Here is a 17,908-nt window from a genome sequence, read left to right as displayed (position 1 = left end):
AAATATCTGATTTGACAAGCCAAGCGCTTGCTTGGTGGGGCTGGCGTGCCCTTTTGGGCACGCCAGAAGACGCTTAAAGCGTGGAAAGGAAGGTACTGTTGTTAGCTTGCCATTCGGTGATATCGACGCGAATTCGCTTCTTGTCGAGCTTGCCGACGCTGGTCTTGGGAATTTCAGTAACAAGGGCGATCTGACTCGGGATCGCCCACTTGCTCAGGTGCCCCAATTCCACGAACGGCTTGAGGTGCTCCTTGAGTTCCCGGGCATCGATCACATGGCCTTCGCGGACCACCAGCAAGGCAAACGGGCGCTCGCCCCACTGTGGATCGGCGATGCCGACCACTGCTACTTCGCGTACCGCCGCATGGCGACTGATCAGGTCTTCGAGGTCGAGGGAGGACACCCACTCGCCGCCGGTCTTGATCACGTCCTTGATCCGGTCACGAATGTCGATCACACCCATGCTGTCCAGGGTCGCCACGTCACCGGTGTGCAACCAGCCGCCGGCCCAGAGCTCGGCGCCCTTCTGCGGCTCGTTGAAATAGCCCTCGGTCAGCCAGGGCGCACGCAACACCAATTCGCCCTGGGTCTCGCCATCGGCGGGCAAGAAATTGCCCTCAGCGTCGACGATCGCCGCCTCCACCAGCGGCCCAGGCACGCCAGCCTTGATCCGATAAGTCGTGCGCTCGTCTTCGGTGCCGGCCATCAATTCGTCGTTGAGGTGTGCGCACGAGACCAGCGGCCCGGTTTCCGACATGCCGTAGGCGGCGGTCAACTGAATGCCTTTGGCCTTCGCCGCTTCGTACAGGGAACGATTGAGTGCACTGCCGCCGATGACGATTTTCCAGCCACCGAAATCGGTGTTTTGCGCCCCCTTGGCATTGAGGACCATCTGCAGAATGGTCGGCACGCAGTGCGAGAACGAGACCTTTTCCTTGCGCCACAGCTCCACCAGGTACTCCGGGTCATAGCGACCGGGATAAACCTGTTTGAGCCCCAGCATCGTCGCCACATAGGGCAGACCCCAGGCGTGCACATGGAACATCGGCGTGATCGGCATGTACACGTCATTGGTGCCCAACAGGCGTACGCTGTCGATCGCGCCCATGATGGTCGACACGCCCATGGTGTGCAGCACCAGTTGTCGATGGGTGAAATACACGCCTTTGGGATTGCCGGTGGTGCCGGTGGTGTAGAAGGTGGTGGCGACCGAGTTTTCGTCGAAATCCTGGAAGTCGTACCGCGGGCTCGCGGCCGCCAGGAGCTGCTCGTACTCGCCGACCAGGTTCGGCAGGTCAGCGGTCTTTTCCGGCAAGTCGGTCAGCAACAGGGTTTTCTCGACCGTGGTCAGGTGCCCGGCAATCGCGTTGTACAGCCCCACGAACTCGCTGTTGACCAGCACGAAGCGGTCCACGGCGTGGTTCATGGTGTAGAGGATCTGTTCCGGCGACAGGCGCACGTTAATGGTGTGGATCACCGCGCCGATCATTGGAATGGCAAACATGCATTCCAGATAACGATGGCTGTCCCAATCCATCACCGCCACGGTGTCCCCGGGCTTGACCCCGGCCTCTGTCAGCACATTGGCCAACCGCGCGACCCGCTCGATCAGGGTCGGATAGCTGTAGCGCAACTGGTCGCGGTAAACGATCTCGCGGGTTTTCTCATAACGCGCACCGGACATCAGCAACCGTTTGATCAGCAGCGGATACTGGTAAGCGCCTTCGGCTGGGGGGATAACGCGAGTCTGCAACATAAGAATCCCTTTTCTGACTGCACGGTCGTGGCTGAAAGTAAGCACTTTAGTGCCCTTGATCGCCAGTCAAATCAGCCAAAGGAATGATTTGCAGAGCCGCACAAATGCTAGCGTTGCGCCAGCATTTGTCGGTATGCACAGCGCTCAGGCCGTTTGTCCTGCCAAAGCCTCCGAGGGCGTGCGCGGGAAGACCAGGGCCGCGACGAAGGTCAATGCCGCAATCGCCGCCAAAATCAAATAGAGCCCGACCAATCCCTGGAGCGGTTCGACGTAAGAGATCAGAGGGATGGCGGTGGCGCTGGCACCGAAAGACAGGCAGTAACGCAACGCAAAGACCCGTGATTGCCATTGAGGCGCAACGAAATTGGCAACCATCGCATCGTTGACCGTGACTTGGCCGAACACCACGAACATGAACGCTGCCCCCAACGCAATCACGCCCCAGCCTTCGCCATAGGCGAGTGCGAAGAGCAGCGGCGCCTGGCACATCGTCAGCACCACGAACGGCCACTTGAGACTGACGCGATGCAATACCCGGCCAATGCTCAACTGAGCCACGGCGCCAAAGGCGTAAGCCAGGCTGACCACGACACCCAAGGTTTGCGGCGAAGCGAACAACTCGTGCAACCGCTCCTGGAACAGTTTCGGATAAGTCATCGTCGTCGCGTTGAACACCACGCCGCCGGTCGCCGTGGCCAATGCCAGCACGCCGAACACCAACGCCATGGAGATTCGCTGGCCGCCCGCACCTTTGAGCGGCGTGTGGGGACGCTTGGGGACGGGCTCCTCACGCACCTGCAAGGCGAACCCGACACCCAGTACCATCGCCACCACACCCGGCAGAATGAACGCCGCACGCCAGCCGAAATGCGCCACCAGCAGCCCGGTGATCAGCGCTGAAAACGCCACGCCCAGGTTGCCCCACATGCCATTCATGCCGATCTCCCGGCCACGGTTTTGTGCGTAGGCCACCAGCATCGCGGTGCCCACCGGATGGTAGATCGCTGCAAAAATACCGATCAGCGTCAGACCCAGCACCAACATCGGCGCGCTGTGACTCAAGCCGGTAAAAATCGCTGAAGCGCCAATGCCGAAGAAAAAAACCAGCATCATTCGCCGTCGGCTCCAGTGATCCCCCAGCCAGCCGGCCGGCAAGGAACAAGCGCCAAAGGCGATGAATCCGCCCAGGGACAAGCCGATCAGCGCCGCGAAATCGAGGGCAAACGCCTGCGTCATGCCGAGCACCGCGGCGGGAAATATGAGCATGAACATGTGGTCGATCACATGGGCGGCATTGATGTAGCGGATTACGTTTCTGGACTGGTTCATCGCGGCACGCTTTACGTTGGAGTGAGCGACCTATGCTAAGTTGGCGAAAAAGCGCATTCCTGACAACAAAGTCATCGGATCTGACATGTTAATCAGCCATTTCCAGCACGGGCCAGTCAGTGCCTATCCGCGAGATTACGTGGATGGCGCACACCAGGAACTTCATCAACATCGCGAAGCGCAGTTACTGTATGCCGTGTGCGGGATGATGCGAGTGGTGACGGCGCAGGGTGCGTGGATCATTCCACCGACCCGCGCCGTGTGGATTCCGCCAAGGGTGGAACATGAGATTTTCATGTCCGGGGAGGTGCGCATGCGCTCGCTCTTCATCGACGCCGAACTGTCGCCGGCGAACCTGCAGCAGTGCTGTGTCCTGGCGGTCACGCCGCTGCTGCGCGAGCTGATCGTGCGGGCAGTGCAAGGCCCGCAGCACGCTGAAAATCCTCTGATTCAGCAACTGATGCTGCAAGAGCTGGCCAGCCTGGAAAACCTTGCGCTGCACATACCCATGCCCGAGGATCGGCGCTTGCAGAGCATTTGTCTGGCACTGCTGCAAAAACCTGATCACCTCAACACGCTGGAGGACTGGGCGCAGCAGGTCGGCGCCAGTTCACGCACTCTGGCACGACTGTTTCAGCAACAGCTCAAGATGACTTTCAATGACTGGCGCCAGCAACTGCGCTTGATGGAAGCCCTGCCCCGCCTGCTCGCCGGGGAAAGCGTGCAGAGCGTGGCGCAGGACCTGGGTTACGGCAGCGCCCGCGCGTTCAGCGCGATGTTCCGTCGTTTGCTGGGAGAAAATCCCCGGCAATACCTGAACACCCTGAACAAGCTGAGCGAACTCGGCGCCACGCAGGATCAGTGCATCTCGGTAAATGCGAGCTTCACGCCGATTGCGATCAGTACCGCGCCCATGGTGCGGTCGAACCAGTGACCCATGCGGGCGAAACCGGCGCGCACACGCTGCTGGCTGAACAGCATCGCCACCAGGCAGAACCAGGTCGCCGTCGCGGCGGCCAGGTAAATCCCGTAGCCGGCTTGCACCATCAGCGGCGTGTGAGGATTGATTACCACGGTGAACAGCGACAGGAAAAACAGCGTGGCTTTCGGGTTGAGACCATTGGTCACGAAACCTGAAGTAAAGGCGCCACGGGCCGTGCGCTCGCCGGCTTCCTTGTGCAGATCATCCGCCACCGGTTTGGCTGGCTGCGCCCGCAAAGCCTTGAAGCCGATGTACAGCAGATAAGCGGCGGCGGCCCATTTCAGGGCATTGAACAGCATGATCGACTGGGACACGATCAGACCGATGCCCAGCAGCGAATAGCCGACGTGAAGGAAAATCGCGGTGCCGACGCCAAGCGCCGTCCAGGTGCCTGCGCGACGACCGTGGGTCACACTCTCACGCACCACCACGGCAAAGTCCGGGCCGGGACTGGCCACGGCCAGCAGGTGAATAAGGGCGACGGTCAAGAACTCTGTCCAGTACATGGGGGCTCCTTTTGGACAAGCGTAACTGATTGTTTCATCTGGTAGGCTCGGCAGATTACGCCTTCAGTTCAATGCACAAAAGGTACAGTTGATGACGAACATTCGCCGCGCCGTTTTCCTCGATCACCCGTCCCTGGATCTGGGCGATCTCGATCTCAATCCGTTACGCGATTGTTTCAGTGACTTGCAACTGTACGCCCAGACCCTCCCTGATCAGGTAATCGACCACCTAAAGGGCGCCACAGTGGCCATCACCAACAAAATCATGATCGACGCCGCCGCCATGGCCGCCAGCCCCGAGCTGAAGCTGATCCTCATCACCGCCACCGGCACCAACAATGTCGACCTCGCTGCGGCCCGCGCCCGCGGGATTACCGTGTGCAATTGCCAGGGCTACGGCACGCCCTCGGTCGCCCAACACACCCTCATGTTGCTGCTCAACCTGGCCACGCGCCTGGCGGACTATCAGAAAGCTGTCGGCGAAGGTCGCTGGCAACAGGCCAAACAGTTCTGCCTGCTGGACTACCCGATCGTCGAACTGGAGGGCAAAACCCTCGGTTTGCTCGGTCACGGCGAACTCGGCGGCGCGGTAGCGCGACTGGCCGAGGCCTTTGGCATGCGCGTGCTGTTGGGGCAGATTCCTGGGCGCCCTGCCCGTCCGGATCGCTTGCCGCTGGAAGAACTGCTGCCGCAGATCGACGCCCTGACCTTGCACTGTCCGCTCAACGAACACACCCGCCATTTCATCGGCGCCCGCGAACTGGCCTCGATGAAACCCGGCGCATTCGTGGTCAACACCGCCCGTGGCGGTCTGATCGACGAGCAAGCGCTGGCCGATGCGCTGCGTAACGGCCACCTGGGTGGCGCAGCCACCGACGTACTGAGCGTCGAGCCGCCAACCCATGGCAATCCACTGCTGGCCCACGACATCCCGCGGCTGATCGTTACCCCGCACAACGCCTGGGGCAGTCGCGAAGCGCGGCAGCGAATCGTGGGTCAAGTCACGGAAAACGCTCTGGCGTACTTCAGCGGTAAGGCGCTGCGGGTCGTCAGTTGATAAACTGCGGCACTTTTTTTCACAGGAGCAGTTATGGATCCGCGCAGTGAAGTACTGCTTCGTCAGGCTGAGTTATTCCAGGGTTCGGTGTTGCTGGCCGGTTTGCCCGCCGACGACTTGCTCGGTCGCCTGCCGGCCGCCCACGGCTGGTGCTGGCACGCCGGCGACCAGGCGGCCCTGGATGCGCGTTTCGCCGAGCGCAGCCATTTTGGCGTGAATGTCCCGCAGCGCGAGTTTCACAGCGCGGTGGTTTTTCTGCCCAAGTCCAAGGACCTGACCGATTACATCCTCAACGCCGTGGCTTCGCGCCTGGAAGGTCGTGAGGTGTTTCTGGTCGGCGAGAAAAAAAGCGGTATCGAGGGGGCGGCCAAGCAACTGAATCCGTTCGGCAAGCCGCGCAAACTCGACAGCGCGCGGCATTGTCAGCTCTGGCAAGTCACCGTGGCCAATGCACCGGCGGCCAAGCCGCTGGAAAGCCTGGCCCAGGCATACGAATTGCCGCTGGCGGAAGGCCCGCTCAAGGTCATCAGTCTGCCGGGCGTGTTCAGCCATGGTCGCCTGGATCGCGGCAGCGCGCTGTTGCTCGAGCACCTGGATAAACTGCCAAGCGGCCATTTGCTGGATTTCGGTTGCGGCGCGGGCGTGCTGGGGGCTGCGGTAAAGCGTCGTTATCCGCACAACCAGGTCACTTTGCTGGACGTGGACGCGTTCGCCGCCGCCAGCAGTCGCTTGACCCTGGCTGCCAATGGTCTGGAAGCAGACGTCATTACCGGTGACGGCATCGACGCCGCCCCCATGGGTCTGAGTGCGATTCTGAGCAATCCACCGTTCCATGTCGGCGTTCATACCGATTACTTCGCCACCGAAAACCTGCTGCGAAAAGCAGCCAAACATCTGAAAAACGGTGGCGAACTGCGCCTGGTGGCGAACAGCTTCCTGAAATATCAACCACTGATCGAAGAGCATCTGGGCGTATGTGCGATCAAGGCCGAAGGACAGGGTTTCCGAATCTACCGGGCCAAACGCGGATAAGAAATTTCTGCTTGCCGAATGGATTTTGCCTAGGCAGAATCCGCTCCGTCCTAGGGGAGTAGTCTCCCACGAGCGCCACGCTCGTCCGGCATGCGTCAACATACTTGGTCCTCAGACCATGGCGTATGCGACCCAAGCGTCCACATCAGATGGATCGCCGGGGTTTGACAAGACCTATGACACGAACACCTTACCCGGGGCGGGAAGGCTGTACGTGTCATAGCCGTGTCGACCCGCCCCTTAGGAAAACCCCTGATGCTGGATTCACTACTCGTACCTACCGCAATCGTTGCCTTGGCCGAAATCGGCGACAAGACGCAACTGCTCGCGCTCATTCTCGCCGCTCGCTTCCGCAAACCCTGGCCAATCATCGCCGGGATCATCGCCGCGACCCTGGCCAACCACGCAGCAGCCGGCGCGGTTGGCGCCTGGGTGGGGAGTTTCTTCTCGGATACGCTGCTGCACTGGATCCTCGCGGCGAGCTTCACCGCCACCGCACTGTGGACCCTGGTGCCGGACAAGATGGATGACGACGAAGCCAGCACCGCCCGCAAGTTCGGGCCGTTCCTGACCACACTGATTGCTTTCTTCCTGGCGGAAATCGGCGACAAGACTCAGATCGCAACGGTGATGCTCGCCGCGCAATATCCGGAGCTGTGGCTGGTGATCATCGGCACCACGCTGGGCATGTTGATTGCCAACGTGCCGGTGGTGCTGGCGGGTAACTTTGCCGCGGACAAATTGCCGCTGACGCTGATCCGTCGACTCGCCGCCTCGGCCTTTTTCATCCTCGCCATCGTGGCGGTGTACAAGGCGATGCAGAGCAGCGGCTGGGTTTGACGCGTTAGAAGGGACTGTGGCGAGGGAGCTTGCTCCCTCGCCACAAAAGCTGAAAACGTGCAGCTTTTGCTGAATCCAATCAGGGCTTCTTGGCCTGCTCGTAAAGCGGCATGACCTTCGGGATGGCCGCCTGCAAGGACGCAATACGACTCGACGACGCCGGGTGGGTGCTCATGAACTCCGGTGGAGCACCTTCCGAAGCCTTGCTCATCTTGTTCCACAGGGTGATCGCGGCATTCGGGTTGTAACCGGCCCGCGCGGCCAGTTCGAGGCCAATCAAGTCCGCCTCGTTTTCATTGGCGCGGCTGTTGGGCAAGGTCATGCCGTAGTTGGCCACAGTATCGGCCAGCGCCAGGCTGTCCTGACTCAATCCGAGCAAGGCACCGGCGCCCTGCTTGGCCATTTCGATGCCATAGGCCTTGGACATCGCTTCGCGACCGTGCTCGCGCAGGGCATGGGCGATTTCATGGCCGAGGATGGCGGCGATTTCGTCGTCGGTCAGCTTCAGGCTGTCCATCAGACCCGTGTAGAAAATGATCTTGCCACCTGGCCCGCAGTTGGCGTTGAGCTCATCGCTTTTGATCAGATTGACTTCCCACTTCCACTGGGCCGAATCCGGACGAAACACCGGAGCCTGGGCAATCAGCCGATCAGAGATCGTTTGAATGCGCTTGGCATCGTTACTGCTCTTGTCCAGCACGCCCTTGCTGCTCGCCTCGCCTACCGTCTTTTGATAAGACTGGGCGTACATCTGATTGACCTCATCGGTGGACAACATGCTGAACATGTATTGCTTGCGCTCAACGCCTACAGCACCGCCGTTGGTCGTGTTGACCGACTGACACCCGGCAAGCAGCAGACTCGCGCTCAGCCCACACAACACCAATGTCTTGTTCATCAAAAAACTCCGTGAAAACATGCCCGTATCCTATGCGCGCAAATGTATCGACGCCAGATACAACAGATGTAAGACGCCGATTTCGTGCAAAGCGCTCCCCCTTGCAGGAAAAAATTCACAAACCGACACATGCCACGGCCTTTCAGGGTTCGCCCTGATTCATTTACGACCTCGACCACGCCAAAACAGTCATTTCAGCAACGGCTTCTAATGCCCGCTCGACCTCCTGCCGATACACCACCGCAGTCGTCTTCTCGCGTGCGGAGCCCCCATGAAATTCAAGTCAATCCAGTTTTCCGTGGCAGCCCTTGCCGGTGCCATTGTTCTAAGTGTCGTGGCAGCGCTGGTCGTTTACGCACTGTTCTCCGGGGCACGGACGCAAGACATGGTCCAGCAGCGGACTCAGGCGCAATTCGAGCAAGTGATCGAACAACGCCTGACGTCCCTGGCGCAGACCCAGGTCAGCCAGATTCAACGCGAACTCGAAGCGCCGCTGCTGATTGCCGGCGGACTGGTGCGAGTCAACGCCTTGATCGGCACGCCCGGAGCCGATGGACAGCCGGCACTGAGCCTCAGCCGCGAGCAGTTGATCAGCCTGATCAAGGAAAACGTCAGCAAAAACCCGAAGATTCTCGGCACCTACATTGGCTGGGAACCCAACGCCCTAGACCATAATGATGCGGCCTACGTCGGCACCAAAGTGGTCGGCATCGACGCTGCCAACGGGCGCTTCCTGCCCTGGTGGTTCCGCAATGAGGACGGTAGCCTCGGCCTGGACAAACTGGTGGACGTCGACGATCAGAAAACCCTGTCCACCGGTGTGCGCGCCAGCGAGTACTACCTGTGCTCGAAAGAAACCAAAAAATCCTGTGTGATCGATCCGGCGCCCTACAAGGTCGGCGACAAAATCGTCATGCTCGCTTCCTTTATCGAACCGATCATGCTCAACGGCGCCTTCCAGGGCATCGTCGGCGCTGACCTCTCGGTGAACTTCATCCAGGAAATGCTCCTGGGCGCCAACCAGAAGCTCTACAGCGGTGCCGGTGAAATGACCCTGATTGGCGGCAACGGCCGAATCGTTGCCTACACCAAGGACCCGAGCAAGTTCGGCGAAAAGGTCAGCGACATCCTCGACAGCAAGCAGATTGCCAACATGGCCAATCTCAAGCGCGGCGAAGTGACCTATACCGTCGACAAGGCCCAGGGCCGGATCGAGTTGTACCTGCCCTTCGGCATTGGCCAGACCGATGCCCGCTGGACCCTGATGCTGCAATTGCCGTTGGACGCGGTGATGGCCGACCTGCAAAAACTGCAGGCTGACCTCAACACCCAACGCAAATCCGACACCTTCGGCATGGCCATGGTCGGCCTGCTGATTGCCGGTATCGGCTTGCTGGTGATCTGGCTGGTGGGCCACGGCATTGCCCGCCCACTGAAGCAAATGGTCGCCATGCTCGACGATATTGCCCAGGGCGAAGGCGACCTAACCCGCCGCTTGACCAGCGACCGCGCTGACGAACTGGGCTCGATCGCCAAAGGCTTCAACACCTTCCTGGCCAAGTTGCAGGCGATGATCACTCAGGTGGTGGCCTCGGTGCAGAGCGTCAGCGATTCGTCGGAACACACCGCCGACATCGCCATTCGCACCAACACCGGGGTGCACAAGCAGATGGCCGAGATCGACCAGGTCGCCACCGCGGTGCACGAGATGACCGCCACCGCCCAGGATGTGGCACGCAACGCGACCCAGGCTGCACAGGCCGCCAGTCATGCGGATCAGGCTGCCAGTCAGGGTATGCAAATCGTCCGCGACACCTCGACCTCCATTGGCGCGCTTGCACTGGAAATCGGCCGCGCGGTCGGCGTCGTGCAGACCCTGGCCAAGGACAGTGAAAACATCAACGCGATCCTCACGGCCATTCGCGGAATTGCCGAACAAACCAACCTGCTGGCCTTGAACGCCGCCATTGAAGCGGCACGGGCCGGTGAACAGGGCCGAGGATTTGCGGTGGTGGCTGACGAAGTGCGCAATCTGGCGCAGAAGACCCAGAAAGCCACGGAAGAAATCCAGGCCATGATTCAACAGCTGCAACAAGGCACTCGGGACGTGGTGCGGGTCATGGAAGACAGCCAGAACCGCACCGACGAAAGCGTGCAACACGCGGCGAAAGCGGCAGAGGCCTTGGAAACCATTACAAAAGCGGTGTCGGTGATCAACGACATGAACACCCAGATCGCCAGCGCCGCCGAGGAGCAAAGCGCGGTGGCCGACGATATCAACCGTAACGTGATCAACATCGGCCAGGTGGCCAATGAAGTGGCCGGCGGCGCGGATGAATCGAGCGCGGCCAGTGCGGACCTGACCAAACTGGCCGAACAACAGCGGCGGTTGATCAATCAGTTCAGGGTTTGATTCGAGGACCTTCATCGCTGGCAAGCCAGCTCCCACACAGACCTGTGGTGTTCACAAATCCACTGTGTGGCTTGCCAGCGATGGGGCCGGACCAGTCGCCAAAGAACTCAACCCGGCGTCAAACACTCCGGCCCATTGAGCTTCGGATCATTGACCATGTTCGCCAGCACCCGTTCGCGCAATGCCGCGGGTTCGCTGGCCAGCAACGCCTGCAAGGCATGTAACGGCGTTTCCGGATCGAGCCAGAGGTCCTGCCCCGCCGCATCGAGAATCAGCGGTCGGCGCTGACTGGCGGCAGGCTGGGTAATCACGGCCGTACTCAACCACACCTGTTCCTGCACCGGATACGCTTCCCAGATGGCCGCGAAAAACAACGACGAGCCCTCCCCCGGCGTCAACCAGTACGGACGCTTGCGCGTGGTGCCGCGCCATTCATAGAAACCGTTGGCCGGCAACAGGCAGCGGCGTTCGCGCAGGGCCTGGCGAAACATCGGCTGTTCAGCAACGGTTTCGGCGCGGGCATGGGCCGGGGTGCGCGACAGATCGGTCAGCCAGGGCGGCGTCAGCCCCCAACGGGCACGGGCCAGTTCACGCTGGCCATCCGCGCCCGCACGCAGCATCAACACTGAATCATTGGGGGAAATGTTCCACTGCGCCTGCTGATCGGCGGGAAAACCGGGCAGGGCCGCGAAGGCGGGATTCCAGCGAAACAGGGCATAACGTCCACACATGGGGCAGCACGACTCTTGATCAAACGAACGCCAGCCTAACAGACCAGCGTGCCGGGAAAGCTTTCCGGTTCATCGCCGGACAGCGGCAGCGCGGCATTGTACGCGGTGATCAGCTCCCGGGCGTATTGCGCCTGATCGTTCTCCACCGCCAACCCCAGCAGGCCGAAGATTGGCAGCTCGCCGCTGCCACCCACCAGATCGCGACCGACCAGATGCGCTTCGATGCCTTCGCTGGCCAGCATGCTTTGCAGCAACTCGCCTTCCATCAGGTTTTCCGGTTCATAGATGCGCTGCATAAAGGGCTCTCACTCGTCTTCGGCATGCACGTCGAGCATCCATTCCTGACCATCGGTTTGCAGTGTGAACACAATCGGCCGACAACACACCGGACAGTCCTCGATGTACTGCTGATCGCCGCCAGACAAGTCCAGAACCGCCTCGCAATCTTCACCACAATACGGACATTGATAATGCTCGGTTTCCAGCATCGCGGTCTCCCAAGTGACTTGTGCGTATAATCGCCGGTCTATTTGCAGGGCCATTTTTGTCTGACTACTTTTTCAGACCGTGTCCCGCCGGTTTTCGATCAAAACCTTTACTTACCCTAGCCGTTTCTAACAAGAGAGCATGATGGGCGAATTCGATGCCATCCGACCTTACGACGACAGCGAAGTCCCGGCAGTACTGGCACGGCTGCTCGGCGACAAGGCGTTTCTAGATATCCTCACCCACTTCCGCTTCCCGCGTTTTGCTGGCGCTTTAGGCTGGGCGCTCAAACCTCTTATAGCTCATCGGCTGCGTCGTGAGTTCGCCGGTGTCAATTCGGTCGCCTCCTTGCAGGACAAAGTCGAGGTGTATGTCGACCACACCATCGAGCGGGCCACGGACGGCGTGACGTACACCGGCGTCGAGCAGTTCAAGTCCGGCAGCGCCTATGTGTTCATCGCCAACCACCGCGACATCGTGATGGACCCGGCCTTCGTCAACTACGCCGTGTACCACGCCGGCCTGCCGACTCCACGCATCGCCATTGGCGACAACCTGCTGCAAAAGCCCTTCGTCAGCGACCTGATGCGTCTGAACAAGAGCTTCATCGTGCACCGTTCGATCACCGGCCGCCGCGAGAAGATGGCGGCCTACCAGTTGCTCTCGGCGTACATCAATCATTCTATCCGCAACGATTGCGCCTCGATCTGGATCGCCCAGGCCGAGGGCCGGGCCAAGGACGGCGACGACCGTACCGAGTCGGCGATCCTCAAGATGTTCCACATGAGCCGCAAGGACGAGCCGTTCGGCGAAGTCATCCGCTCGCTGAACCTCACGCCGGTGTCGATCAGCTACGAATACGACCCGTGCGACCTGGCCAAGGCCCGCGAGCTTTATATTCGCGCTACCACCGGCAGCTACACCAAGGCGCCGGGCGAGGACGACGTCAGCATCGCCAAAGGCATTACCGGTTACAAAGGCCGGGTCCATGTGAACTTTGCCGCGCCGATCACTGAACTGTTCGAGGACACCAAGCAACTGGCTGTCGAAATGGACAAGCAAATCCTCGGCGGCTACCGCCTGTTCCCGGTGCACTACCTGGCCTATGCGCAATGGAAGGACGCCGACCCGCAATTGCATGTGCCGAGCGCCGCCGAGATATTCCCGGCCGCCGAACTGGCCAAGGCCCAGGAGCAATGGCAACAGCGCCTGGACGCTTGCCCCGAAGAGCATCGCCCGTTCCTGGTGCTGCAATATGCGACGCCGGTACGCAATCAGTACCGCGTGAAGGCCGGGTTGCCGCTGTAAGGCCATTCGCAGAGACGACAACGGCGCCTTTGGGGCGCCGTTTTTGTTTTCTGATTACTACCGGGTTACATCAGGTTCAGACTCGAGTGCTGATCCACGACACCAGCAACGCCAACCCCAGGCAGGCAAAACCGAAGGCGTAGAAAAACCGGTTCATGCGCAGCGTCGCACCATCGAGCAATAGCATGGGCTCATCGACGCGACGGCTCTGGCTCTGCGCTTGCAGGCTGGCGATCGCGCGCAGCTCACGGCGACGGGCTGCGTGCAGCAGCCATCCGCCAGGGCACGCAAAGAGCAAGGCCAGCAGATTGATCAATTTGGCGGGATGGGTGGTAAACAGCGTCATCAAATGCAACGACATGACAAACCTCTGGCAAAACCGGTGTGACGGACGCCGAACCGGCGACTGCGGCGCGGATTCTACCGAAAGCCTCTGCGCCTGCCCTGTCTTTCCGACAAATAACAAGCATTCGACCAATGGTTGTCCTGCGTCATGGGGCCGTCATCTGAATACGTCAGTCTGTCGCCCCTCAAAACCGACAGGGACTGCGTCATGTTGCACGCCGAAAACCAGGATCGCCTCTACCTCATCAATCACAGCGACGAACAACAAACCCTCGTCGGCAGCCTCGCCTTCAACGTTCAGGACCGCCATTGGCTGGTGTACTGCGCGCTCGGCGGCCATCAACACGCGGACTTGCCCGAAGCGGATTTGCTGACGGGTGTGAGTGTGCTGGAGTTTTACTCGCAAGCGGCCTGAGAACTGTTTCCTTTGTAGGAGCGAGCCTGCTCGCGATGGGCTTGAGGACGCCGCGGGGCATCAGATTTCCCGCGTAATCGTTGACGACCATCGCGACGGTGCGACGATTCGACAGGCTCGCTCCTACAGGGCTCGCATTACTCGCCGAGAATCTGCCCGACGGTCGGGTCCTTGAACAGTCGGGTCAAGGCATCGCTCAATACGTCGCTGACCAGCTTGGTGTTGGTTTCCTGGTTCGGCGCCATGCCGAAACGCTGGTCCAGGGATGAACCATAACGGCCGCTGTAACGACGGTTGGCATTCTGCACATCGGAGCGGAACGTCGCGCCAATGGTCGCCTCGGTCACATACATGCCTTCTTTGGGCGACTGATACTTCAGTTCGGTCAGGGTCACGGTCAGTTGTGGCGCATTCATCGCATTGGCTGTCGGGGTGAAGCCCAGCAGGCGCACGGCGGCTTCAGCCTGAGCCTGCAACTTCGGCAGGATCTGCTGGCCCTGCACGGTAATCGCGCTGGTTTCCGGGTACAGGCCACCACGGGTGCCCAGGGTCGGCGACGGACGGCCGTCCACCACACGCACCACCACCGGCTGACCATGGCCTACCGGCGCCAGTTGCGCCGTGAGCTTGGGTTCCGGACTCAGTTGTTGCGGACTGTGGGCGCAGCCGACCAGCGTGAGGCTGGTCACAGTAATCAAACCGAACAACAGGCGTTGCAACATGCTCTTCTCTCCAGAATCAGGCACAAACAGGCCGGCAGTATAGCGGTGCGCCACTGCGGCTAACTAGGGTCAGGCAACGATTACTGAAATCTCTGACAAACCCTTCAGAGCGCGGTTCCTGTCACGCATCCGTCACCCGCCATTCACCTGCGCGTCACGACGGGCTGTCACCTTGATCGGTAGCCGTCCATAAGGTAATTGACCATGCGCGTTCTCGTATCACTGTTCGCACCACGCCCGCGCCACCGCAGCTTCGCCCTGCTCGACAGCCAGGGCCATTGCCAGGCATTCAAGCAATGCAGCCTCCAGCCCATGGGCGATGGCTGGGTCGAAATCGAAGAAATCCGCCTTTGCTGGCTGCACCAACCGCTGCCCGCTGGTGCCCGCATCGACCAGCCTCAATCCCGTTCACGGGTGCAACAACTGCTAACCACCTGACCAGACGCCTAATAAAAGTCATTAAACACGACCAATTCCCTGCGTTTCTTCGCTACAATCTCCCCCCGATTATAAGGACGTCTCCTGATCGGGCCTCGCAGCATCGTCAATACCCTGGTATTGACACCCCGCACCGCCCACAGAGAGCCGCCCACACAGATCGAGTGAAGCTGGCGCGCTTGCTGTTCCTTTGGCAGCCCCCCTCTTTTCGCGAATCTGCAGAGCTGTCATTACGCTCGGTTACTGAGCTGTTTGCCCGTTTTGCCTGCCGTGTATTCCCTGGCGGCACATCATCCGGGCACGGTGCCAGGCTGGGACAGCCCTTTTTGAGGTTCACGTCTTCAAAAGAGCGTGAAAAAAACGGGTTTTCACAACTTCACAAGAGTGTGGCGAGCAAATGAATAGTTTTGCGTCTGAACATGCACCATTAGCGTCTACAACAGCCCAACGACACAGGACCGAGTATTCCTCGAACACCGGAGCCTGAAGCCTGTCCGCTACGGATTTGGTTGCACAAACGGATGTATCGACCATAAGTCGAATTGCCAGCCGCACGTTGAAATGAGTTCATGGGACTCTGACTAGACCCGGCAGGTAGCGTCCGTCGAAGTTGCGAAAAATTGCGAAGATTCGGACATGGCGATCCTGCCATGGGTACCTGGGGCCACATAGACATGCCCCGTCACTCCTGGCAGCCATGCCGTCAATTTGGTGCTGCAGATTTTGGAGACGCGTTAAATGGCGCATTACGAAGCAGTCGACGTAGTACTGGTTGGGGCCGGCATCATGAGTGCCACCCTTGCGGTGCTGCTCAAAGAGCTCGACCCCGCGATCAAGCTGGAAGTCGTCGAGCTGATGGATTCCGGAGCCGCGGAGAGTTCCAACCCGTGGAACAACGCCGGTACCGGTCACGCTGGCCTGTGCGAGTTGAACTACACGCCTCAGGCTGCCGATGGCACCGTCGACATCAAGAAGGCCGTGCACATCAACACCCAGTTCGAGGTGTCGAAGCAATTCTGGTCGTACCTGACCAAAAAAGGCACGTTCGGCTCGTGCAAATCGTTCATCAGCCCGGTTCCGCACCTGAGTTTCGTGCAGGGCGAAAGTGGCGTTTCCTTCCTCAAGGAGCGCTTCAAGGTGCTGAGCAAGCACCACGCCTTCGCCGACATGGAGTACACCGAAGACAAGGCGACAATGGCAGAGTGGATGCCATTGATGATGCCTGGGCGCGACCCCGGCGAAACCCTTGCCGCCACCCGCGTGATCAATGGTACCGACGTCAACTTCGGCGCCTTGACCAACCAGTTGCTCAAGCACCTGACCAGCGCACCCGATGCCCAGGTCAAGTACTGCAAGCGTGTGACCGGCCTGAAGCGCAATAACGGCGGCTGGACCGTCAGCATCAAGGACGTCAACAGCGGCAATTCCCGTGATGTCGATGCCAGGTTCGTGTTCCTCGGTGCCGGCGGCGCGGCGTTGCCACTGCTGCAAGCTTCGGGCATCGAAGAAAGCAAAGGCTTCGGCGGCTTCCCGATCAGTGGCCAATGGCTGCGTTGCGACAACCCGGAAGTGGTCAAGCATCACCAGGCCAAGGTCTATAGCCAGGCTGCCGTGGGTTCGCCACCGATGTCCGTGCCGCACCTGGACACCCGTGTCGTCGATGGCAAGAAGTCCCTGCTGTTCGGACCTTATGCCGGCTTCACCACCAAGTTCCTCAAGCACGGTTCCTTCATGGACCTGCCGATGTCGGTTCGCGCCGGCAACATCGGCCCGATGCTCGCCGTGGCGAAGAACAACATGGACCTGACCAAATACCTGGTCAGCGAAGTGATGCAATCGATGGAACAGCGTCTGGATTCCCTGCGTCGCTTCTACCCTGAAGCAAAAGCCGAAGACTGGCGCCTGGAAGTGGCCGGCCAACGGGTGCAGATCATCAAGAAAGACCCGAAAAAAGGCGGCGTTCTGCAGTTCGGTACCGAACTGGTCGCAGCCAAGGACGGCTCCCTGGCCGCCCTGCTCGGCGCTTCGCCGGGTGCCTCGGTGACCGTTTCGATCATGCTCGAGCTGATCGAAAAATGCTTCCCGGGCAAAGCCAAAGGCGAATGGGCTGCCAAACTGGCAGAAATATTCCCGGCCCGTGAAAAAGTCCTGGAAACCGACGCTGCGCTGTATCGCAAGATCAACACGCAGAACAACGTCGCGCTGGAACTGGTTCAGGCAAGCAGCGAAACCGAAAGCTACGCTTGATTGAACCCCATAAAAAACGCCCCGTTCTCATTGAGAGCGGGGCGTTTTTTTATGCCTTTGAAAAGCGGTCAGCCGCGAGCTTTCTCGATCAGCTCGATGTAATCCGATGCGTTGCGCTGATCCTTGATCAGGGCGACAAAATCATTGCCGTGCTCATCCTTGCCATTCAGGTCCAGGCCGGCTTCGGCGAAGAACTTCAGAAAACGCTCGAAATCATCGATACGCAGGCCACGGTAGGCCTTCACCAGTTTGTGCAACGAAGGCGAAGTGGCGTCGACCGGTTCGAAATCGAGGAACAACTTGATCTGCTCATCGCCGATCTCGTCACCAATCACTTGTTTCTTATCTTTACGCATTGCCGACTCCAGCTCGCAGACATTTCACGGGGCAGGCAGTTTACCCC

At 59.9% G+C, this 17,908-nt stretch carries 18 protein-coding genes, 2 pseudogenes and 1 riboswitch; of the genes and pseudogenes, 10 read left to right on the top strand and 10 right to left on the bottom strand.

Translation table 11 applies throughout. The features are described from left to right. Nucleotides 1–73: 73 nt before the first annotated feature. Both F7R06_RS23680 and F7R06_RS23675 read right to left on the bottom strand, forming a co-directional pair. The gene (locus F7R06_RS23680; protein ID WP_090325071.1) at nucleotides 74–1,756 is read right to left on the bottom strand and encodes a fatty acid--CoA ligase; all 1,683 of its coding nucleotides are present in this window, start codon (nucleotides 1,754–1,756) and stop codon (nucleotides 74–76) included. 144 nt (nucleotides 1,757–1,900) lie between these two features. Next, nucleotides 1,901–3,085 carry an MFS transporter gene (locus F7R06_RS23675; RefSeq protein WP_090325072.1) on the bottom strand — a complete coding sequence of 395 codons (1,185 nt, stop codon included), beginning with the start codon at nucleotides 3,083–3,085 and terminating at the stop codon, nucleotides 1,901–1,903. A gap of 85 nt (nucleotides 3,086–3,170) precedes the next feature. Between F7R06_RS23675 and F7R06_RS23670 the strand changes: the two are divergent. After that, nucleotides 3,171–3,932: pseudogene (locus F7R06_RS23670) on the top strand (AraC family transcriptional regulator); the annotation flags it as partial. Between the two features lie 11 nt (nucleotides 3,933–3,943). Here the strand turns inward: F7R06_RS23670 and F7R06_RS23665 are convergent. Then, nucleotides 3,944–4,573 carry a LysE family translocator gene (locus tag F7R06_RS23665; protein ID WP_090325073.1) on the bottom strand — a complete coding sequence of 210 codons (630 nt, stop codon included), beginning with the start codon at nucleotides 4,571–4,573 and terminating at the stop codon, nucleotides 3,944–3,946. Between the two features lie 91 nt (nucleotides 4,574–4,664). Between F7R06_RS23665 and F7R06_RS23660 the strand changes: the two genes are divergently transcribed. From F7R06_RS23660 to F7R06_RS23650, 3 genes are all read left to right on the top strand, one after another. Next, nucleotides 4,665–5,630: a 2-hydroxyacid dehydrogenase gene (locus F7R06_RS23660; protein ID WP_090325075.1), complete on the top strand. Its 966-nt coding sequence runs from the start codon at nucleotides 4,665–4,667 to the stop codon at nucleotides 5,628–5,630. 33 nt (nucleotides 5,631–5,663) lie between these two features. Beyond that, nucleotides 5,664–6,662 carry a methyltransferase gene (locus tag F7R06_RS23655; protein ID WP_090325076.1) on the top strand — a complete coding sequence of 333 codons (999 nt, stop codon included), beginning with the start codon at nucleotides 5,664–5,666 and terminating at the stop codon, nucleotides 6,660–6,662. Nucleotides 6,663–6,702: 40 nt separating this feature from the next. After that, nucleotides 6,703–6,828, top strand: a riboswitch (yybP-ykoY riboswitch). A gap of 89 nt (nucleotides 6,829–6,917) precedes the next feature. Then, nucleotides 6,918–7,502 (top strand): TMEM165/GDT1 family protein, encoded by a 585-nt coding sequence (locus F7R06_RS23650; RefSeq protein ID WP_090325078.1) that lies wholly within the window; start codon nucleotides 6,918–6,920, stop codon nucleotides 7,500–7,502. Nucleotides 7,503–7,581: 79 nt separating this feature from the next. On the opposite strand, the gene F7R06_RS23645 is transcribed toward F7R06_RS23650, so the two are convergent. Then, entirely contained in the window at nucleotides 7,582–8,400 is an 819-nt protein-coding gene (locus tag F7R06_RS23645; RefSeq protein WP_090325079.1) for a M48 family metallopeptidase, read from the bottom strand. Between the two features lie 271 nt (nucleotides 8,401–8,671). Between F7R06_RS23645 and F7R06_RS31585 the strand changes: the two are divergent. Further along, nucleotides 8,672–9,958 (top strand): annotated as a pseudogene (locus F7R06_RS31585) (methyl-accepting chemotaxis protein); the annotation flags it as partial. 12 nt (nucleotides 9,959–9,970) lie between these two features. Continuing rightward, nucleotides 9,971–10,813 (top strand): methyl-accepting chemotaxis protein, encoded by an 843-nt coding sequence (locus F7R06_RS31580; RefSeq protein WP_425524304.1) that lies wholly within the window; start codon nucleotides 9,971–9,973, stop codon nucleotides 10,811–10,813. A gap of 107 nt (nucleotides 10,814–10,920) precedes the next feature. Here F7R06_RS31580 and F7R06_RS23635 read toward each other — a convergent pair whose 3' ends face one another. Genes F7R06_RS23635 through F7R06_RS23625 form a run of 3 tightly spaced genes read right to left on the bottom strand, consistent with a single transcriptional unit; the run spans nucleotide 10,921 to nucleotide 12,032 of the window. Next, complete coding sequence (locus F7R06_RS23635) at nucleotides 10,921–11,544, bottom strand: SOS response-associated peptidase (RefSeq protein ID WP_090325083.1); 624 nt, start codon at nucleotides 11,542–11,544, stop codon at nucleotides 10,921–10,923. A gap of 35 nt (nucleotides 11,545–11,579) precedes the next feature. Continuing rightward, complete coding sequence (locus F7R06_RS23630; protein WP_090325085.1) at nucleotides 11,580–11,840, bottom strand: putative signal transducing protein; 261 nt, start codon at nucleotides 11,838–11,840, stop codon at nucleotides 11,580–11,582. A 9-nt stretch (nucleotides 11,841–11,849) separates the two neighbouring features. Beyond that, entirely contained in the window at nucleotides 11,850–12,032 is a 183-nt protein-coding gene (locus F7R06_RS23625) for a CPXCG motif-containing cysteine-rich protein (RefSeq protein ID WP_090325087.1), read from the bottom strand. A gap of 142 nt (nucleotides 12,033–12,174) precedes the next feature. Between F7R06_RS23625 and F7R06_RS23620 the strand changes: the two genes are divergently transcribed. Beyond that, nucleotides 12,175–13,338: a 1-acyl-sn-glycerol-3-phosphate acyltransferase gene (locus F7R06_RS23620; protein ID WP_174552487.1), complete on the top strand. Its 1,164-nt coding sequence runs from the start codon at nucleotides 12,175–12,177 to the stop codon at nucleotides 13,336–13,338. Between the two features lie 76 nt (nucleotides 13,339–13,414). Here the strand turns inward: F7R06_RS23620 and F7R06_RS23615 are convergent, their stop codons facing one another. After that, on the bottom strand, nucleotides 13,415–13,699 hold the full coding sequence (locus tag F7R06_RS23615; protein ID WP_090325090.1) for a hypothetical protein: 285 nt from the start codon (nucleotides 13,697–13,699) through the stop codon (nucleotides 13,415–13,417). A 192-nt stretch (nucleotides 13,700–13,891) separates the two neighbouring features. On the opposite strand from F7R06_RS23615, the gene F7R06_RS23610 reads away from it, so the two are divergent. Continuing rightward, nucleotides 13,892–14,098: a hypothetical protein gene (locus F7R06_RS23610; RefSeq protein ID WP_090325091.1), complete on the top strand. Its 207-nt coding sequence runs from the start codon at nucleotides 13,892–13,894 to the stop codon at nucleotides 14,096–14,098. 137 nt (nucleotides 14,099–14,235) lie between these two features. Here the strand turns inward: F7R06_RS23610 and F7R06_RS23605 are convergent, their stop codons facing one another. Further along, entirely contained in the window at nucleotides 14,236–14,820 is a 585-nt protein-coding gene (locus F7R06_RS23605) for a YajG family lipoprotein (RefSeq protein WP_090325093.1), read from the bottom strand. A 204-nt stretch (nucleotides 14,821–15,024) separates the two neighbouring features. Between F7R06_RS23605 and F7R06_RS23600 the strand changes: the two genes are divergently transcribed. Beyond that, complete coding sequence (locus tag F7R06_RS23600; RefSeq protein ID WP_090325094.1) at nucleotides 15,025–15,258, top strand: hypothetical protein; 234 nt, start codon at nucleotides 15,025–15,027, stop codon at nucleotides 15,256–15,258. Between the two features lie 738 nt (nucleotides 15,259–15,996). Further along, the gene (mqo, locus tag F7R06_RS23595; protein ID WP_090325096.1) at nucleotides 15,997–17,505 is read left to right on the top strand and encodes a malate dehydrogenase (quinone); all 1,509 of its coding nucleotides are present in this window, start codon (nucleotides 15,997–15,999) and stop codon (nucleotides 17,503–17,505) included. 68 nt (nucleotides 17,506–17,573) lie between these two features. Here mqo and F7R06_RS23590 read toward each other — a convergent pair whose 3' ends face one another. Beyond that, nucleotides 17,574–17,861, bottom strand: coding sequence for a PA4642 family protein (locus tag F7R06_RS23590; protein ID WP_090325097.1), 288 nt, complete (start codon nucleotides 17,859–17,861; stop codon nucleotides 17,574–17,576). Nucleotides 17,862–17,908: the final 47 nt, after the last annotated feature.

The organism is Pseudomonas moorei (genome assembly GCF_008801475.1).
Classification (GTDB): Bacteria; Pseudomonadota; Gammaproteobacteria; order Pseudomonadales; family Pseudomonadaceae; genus Aquipseudomonas; species Aquipseudomonas moorei.
This window is presented reverse-complemented; position numbering and strand designations above follow the sequence as displayed.

Excerpts from the sequence above, each read along its gene's own strand:
- F7R06_RS23590 (WP_090325097.1), bottom strand. The coding sequence starts at position 17,861 with ATGCGTAAAGATAAGAAACAAGTGATTGGTGACGAGATCGGCGATGAG.
- F7R06_RS23675 (WP_090325072.1), bottom strand. The coding sequence starts at position 3,085 with ATGAACCAGTCCAGAAACGTAATCCGCTACATCAATGCCGCCCATGTG.
- F7R06_RS23660 (WP_090325075.1), top strand. The coding sequence starts at position 4,665 with ATGACGAACATTCGCCGCGCCGTTTTCCTCGATCACCCGTCCCTGGAT.
- F7R06_RS23665 (WP_090325073.1), bottom strand. The coding sequence starts at position 4,573 with ATGTACTGGACAGAGTTCTTGACCGTCGCCCTTATTCACCTGCTGGCC.
- F7R06_RS31580 (WP_425524304.1), top strand. The coding sequence starts at position 9,971 with ATGATCACTCAGGTGGTGGCCTCGGTGCAGAGCGTCAGCGATTCGTCG.
- F7R06_RS23645 (WP_090325079.1), bottom strand. The coding sequence starts at position 8,400 with ATGAACAAGACATTGGTGTTGTGTGGGCTGAGCGCGAGTCTGCTGCTT.
- F7R06_RS23625 (WP_090325087.1), bottom strand. The coding sequence starts at position 12,032 with ATGCTGGAAACCGAGCATTATCAATGTCCGTATTGTGGTGAAGATTGC.
- F7R06_RS23600 (WP_090325094.1), top strand. The coding sequence starts at position 15,025 with ATGCGCGTTCTCGTATCACTGTTCGCACCACGCCCGCGCCACCGCAGC.
- F7R06_RS23650 (WP_090325078.1), top strand. The coding sequence starts at position 6,918 with ATGCTGGATTCACTACTCGTACCTACCGCAATCGTTGCCTTGGCCGAA.
- F7R06_RS23680 (WP_090325071.1), bottom strand. The coding sequence starts at position 1,756 with ATGTTGCAGACTCGCGTTATCCCCCCAGCCGAAGGCGCTTACCAGTAT.
- F7R06_RS23635 (WP_090325083.1), bottom strand. The coding sequence starts at position 11,544 with ATGTGTGGACGTTATGCCCTGTTTCGCTGGAATCCCGCCTTCGCGGCC.
- F7R06_RS23605 (WP_090325093.1), bottom strand. The coding sequence starts at position 14,820 with ATGTTGCAACGCCTGTTGTTCGGTTTGATTACTGTGACCAGCCTCACG.
- F7R06_RS23655 (WP_090325076.1), top strand. The coding sequence starts at position 5,664 with ATGGATCCGCGCAGTGAAGTACTGCTTCGTCAGGCTGAGTTATTCCAG.
- F7R06_RS23620 (WP_174552487.1), top strand. The coding sequence starts at position 12,175 with ATGGGCGAATTCGATGCCATCCGACCTTACGACGACAGCGAAGTCCCG.
- mqo (WP_090325096.1), top strand. The coding sequence starts at position 15,997 with ATGGCGCATTACGAAGCAGTCGACGTAGTACTGGTTGGGGCCGGCATC.
- F7R06_RS23615 (WP_090325090.1), bottom strand. The coding sequence starts at position 13,699 with ATGTCGTTGCATTTGATGACGCTGTTTACCACCCATCCCGCCAAATTG.
- F7R06_RS23610 (WP_090325091.1), top strand. The coding sequence starts at position 13,892 with ATGTTGCACGCCGAAAACCAGGATCGCCTCTACCTCATCAATCACAGC.
- F7R06_RS23630 (WP_090325085.1), bottom strand. The coding sequence starts at position 11,840 with ATGCAGCGCATCTATGAACCGGAAAACCTGATGGAAGGCGAGTTGCTG.